General features: G+C 67.8%; 18 protein-coding genes. 13 read left to right on the forward strand and 5 right to left on the reverse strand.

The features are described from left to right. The first annotated feature begins 65 nt into the window (after positions 1-65). The 5 genes from ligD to OG947_RS13270 all read left to right on the forward strand — a co-directional run bounded on the left by ligD (position 66) and on the right by OG947_RS13270 (position 5,007). Complete coding sequence (ligD, locus tag OG947_RS13250; protein ID WP_328812045.1) at positions 66-1,019, forward strand: non-homologous end-joining DNA ligase; 954 nt, start codon at positions 66-68, stop codon at positions 1,017-1,019. A 202-nt stretch (positions 1,020-1,221) separates the two neighbouring features. Further along, positions 1,222-2,478 carry a class I SAM-dependent methyltransferase gene (locus tag OG947_RS13255; protein WP_056442274.1) on the forward strand — a complete coding sequence of 419 codons (1,257 nt, stop codon included), beginning with the start codon at positions 1,222-1,224 and terminating at the stop codon, positions 2,476-2,478. Then, positions 2,475-3,284, forward strand: a complete 810-nt coding sequence (locus OG947_RS13260) for a glucose-1-phosphate cytidylyltransferase (RefSeq protein WP_027506282.1) — start codon at positions 2,475-2,477, stop codon at positions 3,282-3,284. Before OG947_RS13255 ends, OG947_RS13260 begins: the two co-directional genes overlap by 4 nt. Next, positions 3,281-3,964, forward strand: a complete 684-nt coding sequence (locus OG947_RS13265; RefSeq protein WP_328811154.1) for a PIG-L deacetylase family protein — start codon at positions 3,281-3,283, stop codon at positions 3,962-3,964. The genes OG947_RS13260 and OG947_RS13265 overlap by 4 nt, the downstream gene beginning before the upstream one ends. A gap of 5 nt (positions 3,965-3,969) precedes the next feature. After that, positions 3,970-5,007, forward strand: coding sequence for an NAD-dependent epimerase/dehydratase family protein (locus OG947_RS13270; protein WP_027506283.1), 1,038 nt, complete (start codon positions 3,970-3,972; stop codon positions 5,005-5,007). Between the two features lie 4 nt (positions 5,008-5,011). Here OG947_RS13270 and OG947_RS13275 read toward each other — a convergent pair whose 3' ends face one another. Then, positions 5,012-5,575, reverse strand: coding sequence for a dTDP-4-dehydrorhamnose 3,5-epimerase family protein (locus OG947_RS13275; RefSeq protein ID WP_027506284.1), 564 nt, complete (start codon positions 5,573-5,575; stop codon positions 5,012-5,014). A gap of 53 nt (positions 5,576-5,628) precedes the next feature. Here OG947_RS13275 and OG947_RS13280 point away from each other — a divergent pair, with 53 nt between their 5' ends. The 4 genes from OG947_RS13280 to OG947_RS13295 are packed head-to-tail and all read left to right on the forward strand — an operon-like array spanning position 5,629 to position 10,182. Next, on the forward strand, positions 5,629-6,759 hold the full coding sequence (locus tag OG947_RS13280; RefSeq protein WP_285184294.1) for a class I SAM-dependent methyltransferase: 1,131 nt from the start codon (positions 5,629-5,631) through the stop codon (positions 6,757-6,759). Continuing rightward, a complete protein-coding gene (locus OG947_RS13285) occupies positions 6,756-7,589 on the forward strand; it encodes a glycosyltransferase family 2 protein (RefSeq protein ID WP_056441485.1) in 834 nt (277 codons plus the stop codon). Before OG947_RS13280 ends, OG947_RS13285 begins: the two co-directional genes overlap by 4 nt. Beyond that, entirely contained in the window at positions 7,589-8,845 is a 1,257-nt protein-coding gene (locus OG947_RS13290; protein ID WP_328812046.1) for a lipopolysaccharide biosynthesis protein, read from the forward strand. The genes OG947_RS13285 and OG947_RS13290 overlap by 1 nt, the downstream gene beginning before the upstream one ends. After that, positions 8,842-10,182: a glutamate-1-semialdehyde 2,1-aminomutase gene (locus tag OG947_RS13295; protein WP_328812047.1), complete on the forward strand. Its 1,341-nt coding sequence runs from the start codon at positions 8,842-8,844 to the stop codon at positions 10,180-10,182. The genes OG947_RS13290 and OG947_RS13295 overlap by 4 nt, the downstream gene beginning before the upstream one ends. Here the strand turns inward: OG947_RS13295 and OG947_RS13300 are convergent. After that, the gene (locus OG947_RS13300) at positions 10,157-11,497 is read right to left on the reverse strand and encodes a flavin monoamine oxidase family protein (protein ID WP_328812048.1); all 1,341 of its coding nucleotides are present in this window, start codon (positions 11,495-11,497) and stop codon (positions 10,157-10,159) included. The two genes, OG947_RS13295 and OG947_RS13300, sit on opposite strands and share 26 nt — an antisense overlap. A gap of 34 nt (positions 11,498-11,531) precedes the next feature. Further along, on the reverse strand, positions 11,532-13,445 hold the full coding sequence (gene htpG, locus OG947_RS13305) for a molecular chaperone HtpG (RefSeq protein WP_222646279.1): 1,914 nt from the start codon (positions 13,443-13,445) through the stop codon (positions 11,532-11,534). A 146-nt stretch (positions 13,446-13,591) separates the two neighbouring features. Between htpG and OG947_RS13310 the strand changes: the two genes are divergently transcribed. After that, entirely contained in the window at positions 13,592-13,888 is a 297-nt protein-coding gene (locus tag OG947_RS13310; RefSeq protein WP_056441499.1) for a hypothetical protein, read from the forward strand. Positions 13,889-13,945: 57 nt separating this feature from the next. Further along, positions 13,946-14,692: a hypothetical protein gene (locus OG947_RS13315; RefSeq protein WP_328812049.1), complete on the forward strand. Its 747-nt coding sequence runs from the start codon at positions 13,946-13,948 to the stop codon at positions 14,690-14,692. Positions 14,693-14,698: 6 nt separating this feature from the next. Here OG947_RS13315 and OG947_RS13320 read toward each other — a convergent pair whose 3' ends face one another. Beyond that, on the reverse strand, positions 14,699-15,301 hold the full coding sequence (locus OG947_RS13320) for a hypothetical protein (RefSeq protein WP_328812050.1): 603 nt from the start codon (positions 15,299-15,301) through the stop codon (positions 14,699-14,701). A gap of 78 nt (positions 15,302-15,379) precedes the next feature. Here OG947_RS13320 and OG947_RS13325 point away from each other — a divergent pair, with 78 nt between their 5' ends. Continuing rightward, positions 15,380-16,819: a glucose-6-phosphate dehydrogenase gene (locus tag OG947_RS13325; protein WP_056441505.1), complete on the forward strand. Its 1,440-nt coding sequence runs from the start codon at positions 15,380-15,382 to the stop codon at positions 16,817-16,819. Positions 16,820-16,834: 15 nt separating this feature from the next. Here OG947_RS13325 and OG947_RS13330 read toward each other — a convergent pair whose 3' ends face one another. Further along, positions 16,835-17,065 (reverse strand): PspC domain-containing protein, encoded by a 231-nt coding sequence (locus OG947_RS13330; RefSeq protein WP_037186123.1) that lies wholly within the window; start codon positions 17,063-17,065, stop codon positions 16,835-16,837. A 171-nt stretch (positions 17,066-17,236) separates the two neighbouring features. Here OG947_RS13330 and ppk2 point away from each other — a divergent pair, with 171 nt between their 5' ends. Then, positions 17,237-18,103 (forward strand): polyphosphate kinase 2, encoded by an 867-nt coding sequence (gene ppk2 / locus OG947_RS13335; RefSeq protein ID WP_328814022.1) that lies wholly within the window; start codon positions 17,237-17,239, stop codon positions 18,101-18,103. Position 18,104 lies beyond the last annotated feature (1 nt).

Below are 18,104 nucleotides of genomic sequence, written 5' to 3' on the forward strand. Positions count from 1 at the left end.
TCCTTCGCTCGTACGAACTCCGACGTGTTCCTGTGTACCCCCTCGGGCCGCACTAGTATCGCGTCATGGCAGCCACGTCACCGGCGATCGAACTCGAGGTCAGCGGACGCACGGTGCGGGTGTCCAACCCCGACCGCGTGTACTTCCCGGCGAGCGGAGCCACCAAGCGTGGTCTCGTCGAGTACTACCTGTCTGTCGGCGACGGCATCGTGCGCGCGCTGCGGGAGCGGCCCTGCATGATGCACCGGTTCCCCGACGGTCTCGCCGGGGAGAAGGTGCACCAGAAGCGGTTGCCGAAAGGCGCTCCGGACTGGATGGAGACGGTGCGGGTCACCTTTCCGCGCTACGACCGCACCGCGGACGAACTCTGCGTCACCGAACTGGCGCATGTGATCTGGGCCGTGCAGATGTCGACGGTGGAGTTCCATCCGTGGAACAGCCGGCGCGCCGACGTGGAGAGTCCGGACGAGTGGCGCATCGATCTGGATCCGATGCCGGACTGCTCCTTCGACCGGGTGCGCCGGGTGGCGGCGGTGACGCGCGAGGTGCTCGACGAACTCGGTGCCGTCGGGTGGCCGAAGACGTCGGGCGGCAACGGGTTGCACGTGTACGTGCGTATCGCGCCGGAGCAAGGCTTCGCCGATGTCCGCAGGGCCGCACTGGCGTTCGCTCGGGAAGTGGAGCGGCGCGCGCCGGACGACGTGACCACGACGTGGTGGCGCAAGGACCGCGACCCGACGAAGTTGTTCGTCGACTACAACCAGAACGCCCGCGACCACACCATCGCGAGCGCGTACTCCGTGCGCGGCAATCAGGACGCGACGGTGTCGACGCCGATCACGTGGGACGAGATCGCCGACGTGGAGCCGCGGGACCTCACCATGTACACGGTGCCGTCCCGATTCGCGGATCTCGGTGATCTGCACGCAGGAATCGACGATGCCGTGTACTCGATCGCCCCGCTGATCGAGTGGGCCGAGCGCGACGAGCGGGCGGGGCTCACCGAACCCGAGGAGTGACCGGATCGTTCCCTGTGGCCCGTGTGTTCTCACAACACGCAGCGGAGGTGAGATGTAGTTCGAGCGAATGATTTGGAGCCGGAAACCGGCACAGGGTATTTTTCTATGGCAGAATACGTGCAAATCGTACAAAGCAGCGCGTTCGGTCCACCCCGTCGGCGGGGCCCGACACGGACGCGCGGCCTGCCAGTGAGGAATGCTCATGCACTGCCGTCTCTGCGGATCCGCCGACCTCGAGAGTGTCCTCGACCTGGGCGCGACACCGCCGTGCGAATCGTTCCTCACCGCAGCGCAGCTCGACGATCCGGAGCCCACCTTCCCCCTGCACCTGCGTCTCTGCCGAGAGTGCCTGCTGTTGCAGATTCCGGCTCTCGTGTCGCCGGCCGAGACGTTCACCGAGTACGCGTACTTCTCGTCGTTCTCGAGCAGCTGGGTCGACCATGCCCGGACGTTCGTGCAGGAGTCCGTGCGCCGCCTGGATCTGTCCGACGAGTCGTTCGTGGTCGAGGTGGCGAGCAACGACGGCTATCTCCTGCAGCACGTCGTGGACGCCGGAATCCGCTGCCTCGGTATCGAGCCGAGCGTGAACGTCGGTGCGGCAGCGCGTGAGTCCGGTGTTCCGACGGAGACAGCGTTCCTCGATCCGACGACCGCGGCGCAGGTGCGTGCCGCGCACGGGCCGGCGGACCTCGTCGTCGCGAACAACGTGTACGCCCACATCCCGGACGTCGCGGGATTCACCGAGGGGCTGCGCACGCTGGTGTCGGACCACGGCATGGTCAGCATCGAGGTGCACCACGCCCTCCACCTGGTGGCCGACGCACAGTTCGACACGGTCTACCACGAGCACTTCCAGTACTGGACGGTCCTGACGGCGACGAGGGCGCTCGCCCGAGGCGACCTGACCGTCGTGGACGTCGAGGAACTGTCCACCCACGGTGGTTCCATCCGGATCTGGGCGACACCGTCCGCGAACGCCGGCCCGCCCAGCGAGCGCACCCTCGACCTGCTCGCGGCCGAGCAGCGCGCGGGACTGCATCACGTGGTCGGCTATCGCGGGCTCGAGAAGGCGGCGCGCGGGGTCCGAGCGACGTTGCTCGAGTTCCTCCTCGACTGTCGCCGGCGGGGTGAACGCGTGGTCGGATACGGCGCGCCGGGCAAGGGCAACACCCTGCTCAACTACTGCGGCATCCGAACGGACCTGGTGGAGTACACCGTCGATCGCAATCCCTACAAGCACGGCCGGTTCACACCGGGGACGCGAATCCCGGTGCACCATCCCGATCGCATCGCGGCGGATCGTCCGGACGTGGTCCTGGTCCTGCCGTGGAATCTCGAGAGCGAGCTCACCGAGCAGCTGAGCTACGTCGCCGAGTGGGGTGGGCGCGTCGTGTTCCCACTCCCCGTTCTCCACACCGCCGACATCGGGCGGCTCGACACATCGGAGGCTCTGGCATGAAGGTCGTACTGTTCTGTGGCGGTTACGGAATGCGCATGCGCAACGACCGCAACGACGACATCCCGAAGCCCTTGCAGATGGTCGGGCCCCGTCCGCTCCTCTGGCACATCATGAAGTACTACGCACACTACGGCCACAAGGACTTCGTGCTGTGCCTCGGCTACGGCGCGGCAGCGATCAAGCAGTTCTTCCTGGACTATCACGAGGAGCAGTCCAACGACTTCGTCATGCGCGACGGCAAGGTCGAGTTGCTGAGCACGGACATGAGCGACTGGTCGATCACGTTCGTGGACACCGGCGTCGAGTCGCCCATCGGCGAGAGGTTGCGGCGCGTCCGTGACCACCTTGACGGCGATCCCTACTTCCTCGCCAACTACTCGGACGTGTTGACCGACGCCCCGCTGGACACGATGATCGAGCGTTATCACGAGTCGGGCGCCGTGGCGTCCATGCTGGTGGTGCCGCCGCAGTCGAGCTTCCACTGCGTGGACGTGTCGGAGGCCGGCGAGATCAAGGACATCGTTCCGGTGAGCCGCTTTCCCATCTGGGAGAACGGCGGGTACTTCGTGCTCAGTCAGGAGGTCTTCGACCACATTCCGGAGGGGGGCGATCTGGTCGGCGATGCGTGTATGACACTGGCGGGCCGCGGGGAACTGTTCGGATACCGGCACGAGGGATTCTGGAAGCCGGCCGACACCTTCAAGGAGCGTGCGGAACTCGACAACGACTACGGGCGCGGCATTCGCCCGTGGGCGGTGTGGGAGGGCGATCGGAATCGACCGCCACTGTCGAGCGTCGTCGCGTGATTGGCCTGTCCCCCAGCCGTATCCGCTCGGTGGCGGTGCTCGGGGCGCATCCGGACGACATCGCCATCGGCGCCGGAGGAACGCTCCTCGACCTCACCCGTGGGGGAGATGTCGAGGTGCACGCTCTGGTGTCGTCGGGCGGCGGTACCGAGCGGGAAGCCGAGGAGCGAAAGGCACTGTCGGACTTCTGTTCGGACGGACCGGTGTCGCTCACCGTGCTCGACGTGCCGGACGGCCGCTCCCCTGATCACTGGAGCGCGGTGAAGAACGGACTCGAACAGTTCCGGCGTACGTGCGAGCCCGACGTCGTACTCGCACCGCAGCGGCGCGACGCGCACCAGGATCACCGCCTGCTGGCGGAGCTGGTTCCCACCGTCTTTCGCGACCATCTGGTGCTGGGCTACGAGATCGTCAAGTGGGAGTCCGATCTTCCGACACCCGGTCTCTATTATCCGCTCGCCGACGACGTGGCGGTGCGCAAGGCGGAGCTGCTGTCGCGGCACTACCCCTCGCAGCATCACCACGACTGGTACGACTCCGAGACCTTTCTCGGGCTGGCGCGCGTGCGAGGAGTGCAGTGCCGCAGCAGATATGCCGAGGCGTTCGTCGTGGAGAAGATACTCCTGCACACGGAGAACCTGCGGTCGGACCGTCCGGCACCGCAGACGAAAGGGTCGTGAACAGCATGCGTGTACTCGTCACCGGACACCAGGGATACCTCGGTACCGTCATGGTTCCACTCCTGCAGGAGCGTGGTCACACCGTGGTGGGGCTCGACAGCGGCCTGTTCGCGGACTGCGTTCTCGGTGACGCACCCGCGGATCCGGTCACCCTGGCCACGGATCTGCGCGACGTCGTAGCCGCCGATCTCACGGGTGTCGACGCGGTGGTGCACCTCGCCGCACTGTCGAACGATCCGCTCGGCACGCTGGCGCCGGAGATCACGCACGACATCAATCACCATGCCTCCGTGCGTCTCGCACGTGCCGCGAAGGATGCGGGGGTGGGCCGGTTCCTGTACGCGTCCACCTGTTCGGTCTACGGCGCCGCCGGTCAGGACGCGGTCACGGAGGACGCGGTGCTGAGGCCCCTCACCCCCTACGCCGTGAGCAAGGTGCGCGTCGAGGACGACGTCGCGGCCATGGCGGACGACAGCTTCGCGCCGGTGTTCCTCCGCAACGCGACGGCCTTCGGCTACTCACCGCGGCTGCGGGCGGACATCGTGGTCAACGATCTCACGGCGTCGGCGTTCCTCACCGGACGCATCGTCGTCAAGTCCGACGGCACGCCGTGGCGACCCCTCGTGCACGCGCGAGACATCGCGTACGCCTTCGCGGCCGCGCTCGAGGCGCCGGTCGACCGAATTCGGAACCGGGCGTTGAACATCGGCACCGAGGCGAACAACGTGACGGTGCGCGACATCGCCGAGACGGTCGCCGACGTGACGGGTGCCGAGGTGGTGGTCACCGGAGAATACGGCGCCGACCCGCGGTCTTACCGCGTCGACTTCTCCGCGGCGCGAGAGGTGTTGCCCGCCTTCGTCCCCGAGTGGAGTGTCCGAGCCGGCGCTGAAGAGCTGGTCGCCGCATACGCCCGCCACGGTCTCACCGCGGACGCACTGGCGCAGCGCTTCACGCGTCTGGCCCGCGTCACCGAGCTCCAGCGGACCGGCGCGATCGACGAGAACCTCCGCAGGACGCGGGTGGGTGTCGGCAGTGCGTGAGAGATCACCCGCCGGCGACGAGGTCGCGCCAGGACCGCGCTGCCGCGTCCCGGTCGCTCACGATGCTCGGCGTCCCGCGCCAGCGGATCGCCAGATCCGCGTCGTCCCAGCGGACGCCCACGTCCTCGGAGGGTTCGTGCGGACGGTCGATCCGGTAGCACACGTCTGCGGTCTCGCCCAGGGTGAGGAAGCCGTGCAGGAAGCCTGGGGGCACGAACAGGTGCGCGCACTCCACGTCGTCGAGCACGACGTCGAACCACTGACCGAAGGTGGGCGACTCCGTTCTGGTGTCCACCAGGACGTCCTGGACGGCGCCGCGGGCGCACCGCACCAACTTGGCCTCGCCTCGGCCTCCTCGCCCGTGCAGGCCACGCAGAACGCCGCCGGCGGAACGGGACTGGGAGTCCTGACGGAAATCAGCGGCTCTCGTGGACAGGGTCGTGTGCTCGGCGATCGCCGCGTCGAAGATCTCGGTGTCGAAGGTCCTCGTGAAGAAACCCCGATCGTCGCGATGCGGGGTGGGCAGGAAGAGCAGGACGTCTCGCAGAGGTGTGGTCTCGACGCGCATGAGTCCAGTGTCGCCGACGGGTGCTCCCCGCGTACGACGAGCCGGAGAATCTCATGAGTTCGTGCAGAGCCTGCGCCTCGGCGACGGTGTCCACGGTGCTCGATCTCGGTCTCGTGCCGGCCGCGGACAGTTTCCCGACGGCCGAGTCCTCTCCCGAGGGCGACGAGATGCATGCTCTCGCGATGGGCCTGTGCACGACGTGCGGCCTGGCACAGCTCCTGGACGACGACACCCGCGCGAATGAGCCGCGTGGAGTGGAGCCGGAGGCGTTGACGCGAGCCGCTTCTCGGGCGATGGACGAGATCGTGCGACGCGGGTGGCTCCCCGACGGCGCCGTGGTCCGCGAGTACGGAAGCCCCCACGGTGGGTCCTGGATCCCCGACGTGAGATCCCGTGGCGTCGCGGATGCCGGTCCGGCCGTGGCGGGTTCGCGCTCCGCCGACCTCGTCGTCGACGGTTTCGGGCTGATGCACGAGCCGGACCAGGCGGCCGCTCTGCGTGAACGTCGGGCGCTGCTCGGCGACGGCGGCGTACTGGTGCTGCAGGTCCACTCCTTCATGACCATCGTGCGGGATCGCCAGTGGACGGCGCTCCGCCACGGACACTTCGCCTACTGGTCGTCGACCGCGCTCGAGACCGCTCTGTGGGCAGCGGGTCTGATGCCCACCGGGTGTTGGGAGTCGGACCTCTACGGCGGGACTCTCCTGGTCTCGGCGATGCGCGACGACTCGGTGCGCCTCCCGGTGTGGGAGGACGACCTCGTGACGGCACGGCGCGTGCGGGAAGCCGAGGCTGCCGCCGCCGTCACCGATCCCACCGTCGTGTCGTCCCTCGGAGCAGCCGCCGTCGCCGAGGTCGAGGCGGTGCGGGCGAGACTCGGCGCGTCGTCTCGCGCGGGTGTGACGCTCGCCGCGTACGGAGCGGCGTCGCGCGCGGTCGCTCTGTTCGCGATGGCGGGGGTGACCACGGAGACGGTCGGCGCGGTCGTCGATGCGTCCCCGGCGAAATGGGGCCGCCGCATGCCGGGTACGGACGTTCCCATCGTCGGCCCGGAATGGCTGTACACCCATCGTCCCGACCGTGTGGTGGTGACCGTCCCGGATCTCCTCCCGGAAGTCGCTGCGGCACATCCGGAGATGTCGTTCGTCGATCTCGACTCGGCCACGGAAGGACTTCGCTCATGACCGCTCCGCTCTCGGTGTGCATCCCGGCCTACGAGGCCGCGCGCACCCTGGAGACCACACTGGCCTCCGTCCTGGACCAGGACGAGGACATGGAGGTCCTGGTGCTCGACAACGCGAGCACCGACGCGACCGGTGACATCGCCCGCTCCTTCCGCGACGAGCGCGTCCGGATCGTGCGGAACGACCGGGTGCTCGCCATCGGGGACAACTGGAACGCGGCCGTGCGGGCCTCGACGGGCCGGCTCGTCAAGGTGGTGTGCGCCGACGACGTGCTCCGTCCCGGTGCGCTGGCGGGACAGCAGGCCGTACTGGACGATCCCGGGATCGCGGTGGTCTCGTCCAAGTTCGAGGTGATCGACGAGCAGGGGTCGGTGAAGGAGACCGGGCTCGGCCTCCCCGGCCTGCTCGGTCGACGCCCGGGCAAGGATCTCGCGGGCATCATCGTGCGCCGCGGTCCCGCCGAGTTCGGGCCGACCGCGGCCACCACCTTCCGCAGGGATCTGTTTGACCGGGTCGGCGGTTTCCGCGGCGACCTGGTGTTCCCGATGGACGTCGATCTGTTCGCTCGCATGGGCGCTCACGGGGACTTCCACGGCGTCTCCACCATCGACGCAGCGTGGCGCGACTCGACCTTCAACCTGTGCAGCCGGACGTCGAGCTACAGCAAACTCAGCGAGTCGGTCCGGCTGCATCACCGTCTCGCACGCGAACTCCCGGCTCTGGTCTCCACCGGCGACGTCCTCGCCGGAGACGGACGCATTCTCGGCGCCGTGCTCACCCGGTTACGTGCGCGAGCCGGCGACGTGGCCGACCGCCTCCTGCGGCGCTGATGCTGCGGCTCGCCCGAGACGTCCTGCTCGTGGGCTTCGGCACCTACGGTCAGTTCCTCGTCACGCTCGTCACCCTGCCGCTGACAGCCCGGCTGCTCGGAACCGAAGGAGTCGGGCTCGTCGCGGTGGGGATGTCGGCGTACTTCCTCGGCTCGGTTCTCGTCGATCTCGGTGCCACGCAGTACTTCGCTGCGCGCGTCGACGACCCCGACATCACGCAGGTGCGTGGCGCGTACGCGGTGGTGCGGTGCGGACTCTTCGCCGTGCTCGTCGTCGCGGCGCTGGTCGGGTGGGCCGCCGGTGTGGACGGTGCCGCCCGGATGATCCTGCTCGGGGCGGTCGCCGGGGGTGTCTGGTCACTGTCGGAGGACTGGCTGCTGATCGGTCGTGGCCGCTTCGGTGCCTCCACCGCCTACCAGGCCGCCGGACGTGTGGCATACCTGCTGGCGCTGGTCGTTCTGCTGCCGCAGTTCCCGTCGCCCGAGGTCGCGCTGGCCTGTCTGGGCGGCTCGTCCATCGTCACCGTGATCGCCACCGGCGTGGACGCCGACCGGCACTTCGGACGCCTCGTTCCCTCGTGGCGGGTCGGTGACACTCTGAGAACGGCGGCACCGGTGCTCGCGTCGCGGCTCCTGCTGACCGGCTACGGACAGGGCGGCGCGGCGGCGTACTCCACGGTGCTCGACGCGGTCTCCCTGGGCCTGTTCTCGGCCGCGGACCGGCTGGTCCGAGCGGGACAGTCGGTTCTCGATCCGATCGGGTTCGCGCTGCTCCCGCGGATGACCCGAATTCGGGACGGCCAGGCCTTCCGGGCGCGGACGATGCAGGGTGCGGCGGGGTGTCTCGCACTCGCGGTCGTCGCCGCGGCAGGGCTGACGCTCGTGGCCCCCCTGGTGATCCGCATCGTCTACGGCACCGAGTTCGCCGAGGCGACGGACCTGCTGCGCATCCTCGCCTGGATCCTCCCTGCCACCACGCTCACGTCCTACGTCACCACCGCCGTGCTGCCGGCGCAGGGTCGGACGTCGACGGTGCTCAGCGGCGCCGTCCTCGGCGTCACCTTCGCGGCGTCGGCTCTGCTGATCACCTCGGTCACCGGATCGGTCGTGACCATGGTCGTCGGGGTGCTCGTCTCCGAGTGGGCGGTGGCGCTGTGGTTCGTCGCCACGACCGCGCGGACCGTCCTGCGACGCGAGTCGGACCATCCCGACGACACCATACCCTCCCACGACGATCGCCGAGAGGCCACGCGATGACACACGAGAGATCCTCGGAACTCCAGGAACGTCTGCACCGCCTCGTCCCCGGTGGAAGCCACACGTACGCACGGGGTTCCGATCAGTACCCGGAGCACCTCACCCCGATCCTCACGCACGGCGTCGGCGCCCGTGTGTGGGACGTCGACGACAACGAGTACGTCGAGTACGGGAGTGGTCTGCGCTCGGTCACACTGGGACACGGGTACCGTCCCGTGGTCGACGCCGTGGCGGACGCGGTCGCCAGGGGAACCAACTTCTCGAGGCCGACCGAGCTCGAAGTGCTCGCGGCGGAGGACTTCCTGAGGACCGTTCCCACCGCGGAGATGGTGAAGTTCGCGAAGAACGGCTCCGATGCGACCACCGCGGCCGTCCGCCTGTCGCGTGCGGTCACCGGCCGTACCGAGATCGCGGTCTGTGCGCAGCCGTTCTTCTCGGTCGACGACTGGTTCATCGGGACGACGGAGATGAACGCGGGAATCCCGCACGGCGCGGTGCATCGGTTCCCGTTCGACGACACCCCTGCGCTGGAACGGATCCTGGCCGATCACGACATCGCGTGCGTCGTCATGGAGGCAGCCGGTGCGCTGGCCGAACCGTCACCGGGGTATCTCGAGGCCGTCCGCGCAGCCTGTGATCGACACGGGACCGTTCTCGTGTTCGACGAGATGATCACCGGGTTCCGATGGTCGTCCGCGGGTGCGCAGGGTGTGTACGGCGTGACTCCCGATCTGTCGTGTTGGGGCAAGGCCATGGGCAACGGACTCCCGCTGTCCGCGCTCGCCGGCCGCCGCGATCTGATGGAACTCGGCGGTCTGCGCACGGACTCCGACCGAGTCTTCCTGCTGTCGACGACGCACGGACCGGAGACAACGGGGCTCGCCGCGTTTCGTGCCGTCGTCCGGGCGTACGAGACGGAGGACCCCGTGGGCGCCATGGAGCGCGCCGGCGCCCGGTTGCGTGACGCCGTGACCGCGGTGGCGTTCGATGCCGGTGTCGGGGAACACCTTCGGGTCCTCGGACGCCCCAGCTGCCTGGTGTTCGCCACCGCGGATGCCGACGGGGTTCCCTCGCAGTCCTACCGGACTCTCTTCCTGCAGGAGATGCTGTCCCGCGGTGTCCTCGGTCAGTCGTTCGTCGTGTCCGCGGCGCACACGGACTCGGACATCGACCACACGGTCGATGCTGTGCGGGAGGCGGTCCTCGTCTACCGGAAGGCCCTCGAGGCGGGCACCACCGAGGGGCTTCTCCGAGGCCGACCGGTGGCACCGGCTCTGCGTCGGCTCGCGGCACCGCGGAGGCTGCCCGATCTCAGACGGTCCCACCTCGAGACGTAGTCAGGATCTCACGCGCCGCTCGCCGACCGGAACGCACGGCCCCGTCGAGGTAGCCGGGCCAGCGATCGGCCAGATCCGTTCCTGCCCAGTGCACGCGGTCCGTAGTCAGGTCCTGATGGTGGAAGACGCCTCCGTACGGCGGGATCGCGGTGGGCGCCCCACCCAGCCAGGGTTGCGCCGACCAGGTGATGTCGTCGACACGACGAGGTGACCGCGCCCGAGGGCCGAACAGCCGCACCAGCTCGGCGACGACGATGTCACGGCGATCTGTGCGGGAGAACAGGTCTGCCGCGGCTCGACCGCCACTGAAGGCGACCAGGATGCCGGGCGAGTCCCGTCCGGCGTTGCCGTCGACGATCATCTGGACCAGGCCGTCGACGTCGAGTGCCGTTCCGGTGAGTCCGTTCTCGCGCCACCACGGACTGTCGTACACGACGATGGTCTTCGCGTACTCGCCCATGCGGGAGGTGCGCATCCGGTCCCCGAGTCCGGCGGGGAGCGCACCGTCGATGTCGGCGGCGCGGGGGAGGGGGACCGCGAGAACCACCGACGATGCGCGGACTGTGCCGTCCGCGGTGACCACGTCGACTCCGGAGGTGTCCGGCCGGATCGCGATGACGGGTCGAGACGTCTCCGGCGGGGCGGAGAGGTGCTGTGCCACAGCTGAGATCAGCGATGCGGTGCCGTCCACGAAGTAGCGTTCCTGCGCTCCGTCACGCACCTCGGCGATAGCGCGCAGGCTGCCGGCCGCGCGTAGGTACTCGAGTGCGGCTCGGGCGGGGACCTCGTCCGGGTCGGCGCCGAAGATCAACCGGAAGAAGCACGTGAGGATGTCGCGGCCGTAGGCGGAGGGAAACATCCGACGCGCGAGAACGTCGGACATCTCGTGATCTCCGGGCCGCCAGGTCGACAGCAGCGGCATCGCGCGGTCGACGGTGCGGACCGCCAGGTCGAGTCGCGCGATACCCGAACCGACGGGGAGCCACTCGCGAACGGGGATGCGCGGCACCTGACCGTGATAGCGGTGGACGCGGCCGGCGGCCGCGAACACTTCGTCCGCACCGCGTCGACGACGCGGTTCGGGAGCGGTGGCGACACCAAGCTCGTCGGCGAGGTCCAGGACAGCCGTCTGATCGCCGCCGACCCAGTGCGCGCCGTAGTCGACGTGGTGCCCGTCGACATCTCGGGTGAGCACCTTCCCGCCGATGCGATCGGCAGCTTCGAGCACCGTGACGGACCGACCCGCTCGCTCGAGCTCCCGTGCTGCCACCAACCCGCTGAGCCCCGCCCCGATCACGACCACGTCCCCCGACATATGCCCACCCTACGGGTGGGCATATGTCCTCAGGTCACATCGTGCGTGTCAGCCTCTCCGCCAACAACTTCGCGAACGACGCCGGGTCGTCCAGCTCGCCACCCTCGGCGAGCAGGGCTGTGCCGTAGAGCAGCTTGGCGGTCTCGGCCAGCGCCATCTCGTCCTTCTTCTCCGCATGGGCCTTCTCCAGCGCGGTGACCAGCGCGTGGTCCGGGTTGAGCTCGAGGATGCGCTTGGTCTTGGGGACCGGCTGGCCGGAGGCGCGGTACATCTTCTCGAGCTGCGGGCTCAGGGAGAAGTCGTCGCCCACGATGCACGCGGGTGAGGTGGTCAGGCGTGAGGACAGGCGGACCTCCTTCACGTCGTCGGACAGCGTCTCGGCCATCCACGAGGTGAGGTCGGCGAACTGCGCCTTTCGTGCGTCCTTCTCCTCGGTCTCCGCCTCGTCGTCACCCAGATCGACGGCACCCTTCGCGATGGAACGGAACGGCTTCCCGTCGAACTCGGGTACGGACCCGGTCCACATCTCGTCGACGGCGTCGGTGAGTATCAGCACCTCGAGTCCCTTGGCGGTGAACGCCTCCATGTGCGGGGAGTTCTCCACCTGCTGGCGCGACTCGCCGGTCATGTAGTAGATCGCGTCCTGGCCGTCCTTCATCCGAGAGACGTACTCGGCCAACGTGGTCGGCTTCTCGTCGCTGTGGGTGCTGGCGAAGGACGACAGCTCGAGGAGAGTGGACTGGTTGTCGTGGTCGGAGAGCAGGCCCTCCTTGAGGGCGCGGCCGAACTCGGTCCAGAACGTGCTGTACTTCTCCGGCTGGTTCGCCTGGAGATCCTTGACTGTGCTCAGCACCTTCTTCGTCAGGCGGCGCCGGATGGCGCGGATCTGGCGATCCTGCTGCAGGATCTCGCGAGAGACGTTGAGGGACAGGTCCGCCGCGTCGACGACACCCTTGACGAAGCGCAGGTACTCGGGCACCAGCTCCTCGCAGTCGTCCATGATGAACACGCGCTTCACGTACAGCTGGATGCCGATCTTCGACTCCCGCATGAAGAGGTCGAACGGTGCGCGCGACGGAATGAACAGCAGCGCTTGGTATTCGAAGGTGCCCTCGGCCTTCATGGGGATGACCTCGAGCGGCTCGTCCCATGCATGGCTGACGTGGCGGTAGAACTCGGTGTACTCCTCGTCCGAGACCTCGTCCTTCGAGCGCGTCCACAGCGCCTTCATCGAGTTGACCGTCTCGTCCTCGAGCACCGTTGTGGCGTCGTCGCCCTCGCCGGTGGTCTTCTCGACCTGCATGCGGATGGGCCACGCGATGAAGTCCGAGTACCGCTTCACCAGTTCGCGGATCTTGTGCTCGGACGTGTAGTCGTAGAGGTGGTCTTCGTCGTCGGCCGGCTTCAGGTGCAGGGTCACGGCGCTGCCCTGAGGCGCGTCGGACACCTCCTCGATGGTGTACGTGCCCTCACCGCTGGACTCCCAGCGCGTCGCGGAGTCCTCACCCGCGCGCCGGGTCACGAGGGTGACCTTGTCGGCCACCATGAACGTGGAGTAGAAGCCGATGCCGAACTGGCCGATGAGCTCCTCGGACGCGGCCGCGTCCTTCGCTTCCTTCAGCTTCGCGCGGACCTCGGCGGTGCCCGACTTCGCGAGCGTGCCGATGAGATCGACGACCTCGTCGCGCGACATGCCGATGCCGTTGTCCCGCACGGTGAGGGTGCGGTTCTCCTTGTCGATCTCCAGGTCGATGTGGAGATCGGAGGTGTCGGCGCCGAGATCCTTGTTCTGGAACGACTCGAGTCGCAGCTTGTCCAGCGCGTCCGACGAGTTGGACACCAACTCGCGGAGGAACGAGTCCTTGTTGGAGTAGACCGAGTGGATCATCAGATCCAACAGCTGCCGGGTCTCGGCCTGGAACTGCATTTCTTCGACGTGCGCGGTCACGTGACTCCCCTGATCGAAACAAGTGCCTGGTGGACCCTCGTATTTTACGGCAACCGTGCCTGCGTTCCCGCATGCCTCTTCCCCCGTAACAGTCCGCACGGTACGGTTTTCGAAGGCCGGGGCTCTCCCATCGGAAGGTGTGTGTCATGGTGCGAATCGGACTACGGCGAGTGGTCGGTGGAGTGCTCGCCGCCGGAGCCGTCACGGCGGGATCGGTGCTGGCAGGGGCGGGAACCGCCTCCGCGGAGCCGACCTACGTCGGGCCGCTGTACTACGAGGTGGTGCCGGGGATCTTCCCCACGTGTCCGGACGTCGCTGCTGCGGAGCGCGCCAAGGGCACCACGATCCTGGTCGACTGCATTCGCTGGTTCGGACCTCAGCGTGGTTTCTCGCTGACTCCGTACCAACTCATCGCCGGCATCGCACCCCTCGACGGCAGTTAGCCGGCTCGTGTCCTGATCGTGACGTGAGTACAGGTAACGACGCCACGAAAGAGACCGATGGGTATGTCAGAGGGGGCGGCGATCGGCCGGCTCCGGACAGGAGTCGACATGTCGTTCTCGATGAGCACACGGGCTGCCGTCGCGGCCACCCTGGTCGCCGGCGCCGCGGTGCTGGGGGCATGTTCGGCTCCGGACCAGGTGACGTCGGCGACGGCGGTTCCGGCGCCCGCTGACACCTCGGTCGTGACGCCGACGGGGACATCGGTCGTGGCGCCGATCGAGCCGCCCACCGGTGCAGCGTCGGATCAGCCGGGCGCAGAGGAACAGCCGGTCGAGCAGTCGCCGTCGGCAGAGTCGGCAGACCCGGCGGACGCACTCCCGCGTCCGGGGTCGCAGGAGGTGTCGGTGGATCCCGAGCTCTTCCGCGACAGTGGCGGGGCGGGTGAGGGGTACTACTTCCGGACGCCGTCGGGGAATGTGTCGTGTGGGCTCTTCCCGAACGGAACCTCGGTCGGATTCCTGGGATGCCAGGCCGTGTCCAGTGTCGCTCCCGACGAGGGCGAGGTCTGCTCGAACGGTGCCACCAGCAAGTACGCCGTCCGTGTGGAGAGCGCCGGGCCGATCCACTACTGCACGAATCAGGGCTATTTCACCGGCTCTGAGAACATCCGCACACTGCAGTACGGCGAGGTGATCAACACGGGGCAGAGCTTCTGCGTCTCTCGGGAGGACGGAGTCGCGTGCGCCCGCGTCGGCTCGAACGCGTTCTTCCTCTCCCGTGACGAGAACACCACCCTGCGGTGACCTCGGTCAGCGGTGGTCGATCGTCGTGCGTATCCGCGTCGTCGACGGGGCCGCGGGTGTGGACCCGAATCCGAATCGCACCGGCGGCTCCACCGGCGACAGGTGTCCCAGATCGTCGCCCTTCCACGATGCCGTCGCGCCGACGATGCTGCGCTGCCCTCGCGCTCCGTAGTATTCGCGCCGCCCACCGCCGGCGGTGCCCCTGGTCCGCACGCCGCGCATCACGACCCGCGCGATCGGGTCGCTCACCGTACAGAACCAGGGTGTGGTGACCACAGACGTCGGTGCGAGGGTGAGCAGTCGACCCAGCAGTGTCGGGCCGCCGATCTGGAAGGACACCTCGAGATCACCCGCGGAGACGCCGACTCGGTCACCTCGGCGGTGATACGAGACGTCGGTGATGGTCGTCGTGTCGAAGTGGTAGGTCGCGGTGACGAACTCGCGGACCGCGTCGGACGGTGCCAGCAGAAGGCGCTCGCCGTCCGCGAACTCGACCATGACATCGGTGAAGTCGCCCAGCGGCGACGACGTCCAGTGGCCGACGACGATCCTGGTTCCGCTGGAGGTCCCGAGACCGGCGATGTCGCCGTCGAAGATCGATCGTGTCACCGGCTCGACAGTAGCGTCGACGCGGCACTGTGAGGCGATCGAGGTTCGGGGGAGCCCCCGACTGGGCATCATGGAGGCATGGCTGACACTGCGACATCCGAATCCGGCGGGGCTCCGACCATCTTCGTGCTCTTCGGGGCGACGGGAGACCTTGCCAAGCGCATGGTGCTGCCGGCGTTCTACGAACTTGCGCAGGAAGGACTGCTGCCCGAGCAGTGGGCGTTGGTGGGCAACGGTCGAGGTGAGAAGACCGACGACGAGTTCCGCGAGCACATCCGCGCGGCGCTCGAGGAGTTCGGTCCCGGGGAGGGTGTCGACAGCATCGACGAGAAGGTGTGGTCGTCGTTCGCGGACCGTGTTCGCTTCGCGGGCAACGGATTCACCGCCGACGATCCGGGTGACCTGCCGTCGGTCATCGGAGACGTGAAGGACGAGCTGGGCGGCGACGTGCAGCTCGTGCACTACATCGCGCTGCCGCCCTCGACCTTCATCGACTACACCGAGGCGCTCGGCGCACACGATCTCGCCGAGGGCGCGCGGGTGGTCTACGAGAAGCCGTTCGGCACGTCGCAGGAGAACTTCGAGAAGCTCGACGAGGCGGTCCATGCCATCGTCGACGAGAAGCAGGTCTATCGGATCGACCACTTCCTCGGCAAGGAGAACACCCAGAACCTGCACATCCTGCGCTTCGCGAACGGGATGATCGAGGGGATCTGGAACCGGGAACACGTGGAGCAGGTGCAGATCGACGTGCCGGAGACGCTGGACATCGACGACCGTGCCGAGTTCTACGACGCCACGGGTGCCGTGCTCGACATGTTGGTGACGCACCTGTTCCAGGTCGCGGCGGAGGTGGCCATGGAGCCCCCACTCAGCCTCGGTGCGGACGACCTGCAGACTGCCCGCGAGTCGGTCATCGCGGCGTTCCGCCCGCTCGACACGTCCGAGGTGGTCCTCGGTCAGTACCGCGGCTACCAGGACGTCGAGGGGATCGCGGACGATTCGTCGACCGACACGTTCGTCGCCGCACGCATGTGGGTCGACACCGACCGGTGGCGCGACGTTCCCTTCGTCCTGCGCACCGGCAAGATGCTGGGAACCAGCACGCAGCGGGTGTCGCTGGTGTTCCGTCGCCCCGAGGGACCGGTGAAGCACCTGCCGGCCGACGGCGCCGTGCTGACGTTCGACCTGTCGGGCGACGGCCGAGTGGACATCGCCATGACGGTCAAGGAGCCCGGCCCCGGCGAGGACCTCGGGATCGGTCGGATGTCGCTCGACCTGTCGACGGTGTCGGACGCCGAGCCGCTGTCGCCCTATTCACGACTCATTCTCGACGTACTCGACGGTGACCGGTCGTTGTTCACCCGTCCCGACGGACTGGCTCACGTGTGGGAGGTCGCCGCACCGTTGTTGACCTCTCCGCCGGCCGTGCTCCCGTACGAGCCCGGCTCGATGGGACCCGAGGCAGCGAACGACTTGGCCTCTCCCTGTGGTTGGTTGGTGACCGGAGGCAAGTGACCGAACTCGCGATGGTCATGCTCGGGGAACGAGCATGACCATCGCGAGGTAGAGCAGGGCGACGGTGCCGAACGAGACGAGGGCGCCGACCACGGTGAGGGCGCGCACCAGGCTGGGATCCCATCCGGTGTACGCGGCGACACCGCCGCAGACCCCGGCGATCCAGGCGTCGTCTCGGCTTCGCGTCAGCTGCGTGGTGTGGTTCGGGTTCGGGTGGACGGTGGAGTTGCTCTCGTGGAATGTCATGTCTCCATCCTGAGTTCCGCCCGCGCGCTGCACCATCGGTGACCACCCCGAGACGTACCCTGAAACTCCGCCTGTCACGGCATCTGCTGTTCACCCCGTGATCACCGTCCCGTCTCCGGCGGCTCGTAGGTTCCTGGCGTGACCGCTCTCGATGACTTCGCCCTGTCCCGGATCGTGGACCTCTCGGACACCTCGTCGTTCAGCGTGCGGGACGACGACGACGACGACCCCGTGTTGCTGACCGGTGACGGAGTCCCGGTGGACACCTGGCGCCAGGCGTACCCGTACGACGAACGGATGCCGCGCGCGGAATACGAAGGTACGAAACGTCTTCTGCAGATCGAGTTGCTGAAGCTGCAGATGTGGATCAAGGAGACCGGTGGCCGCCACGTCATCGTCTTCGAAGGTCGCGACGCCGCAGGCAAGGGCGGCACGATCAAGCGCTTCATGGAGCATCTCAACCCTCGCGGCGCGCGGGTGGTGGCACTCGAGAAGCCGTCGCCACGCGAGTCGACGGAGTGGTACTTCCAGCGGTACGTCACCCACCTACCGGCTGCCGGAGAGCTGGTCCTGTTCGACCGCTCCTGGTACAACCGGGCCGGCGTGGAACGTGTGATGGGATTCTGCAGCGACGAGCAGTATCACCGATTCCTCCACCAGGCACCGTTGTTCGAGCAGATGCTCGTCGACGACGGAGTGCAGCTGACCAAGTTCTGGTTCTCGGTGTCCCAGCTCGAACAGCGGACGCGCTTCGCCATCCGCCAGGTCGATCCGGTACGGCAGTGGAAGCTCTCGCCCATGGACCTCGCCTCCCTGGACAAGTGGGACGCGTACACGAGGGCCAAGGAGGACATGATCCGGTTCACCCACACCGATCACGCCCCCTGGACGACGGTGAAGAGCAACGACAAGAAACGCGCCCGCCTCGAGGCGATGCGCTTCGTGCTGAACAGCTTCGACTACTCGAACAAGGACTACGAGGTGGTGGGGCGACCGGATCCGTCCATCGTCGGACTCGCGGAACCGGACACCGACTGAC

The sequence above is a fragment of the Rhodococcus sp. NBC_00297 genome (genome assembly GCF_036173065.1).
Taxonomy (GTDB): Bacteria; Actinomycetota; Actinomycetes; order Mycobacteriales; family Mycobacteriaceae; genus Rhodococcoides.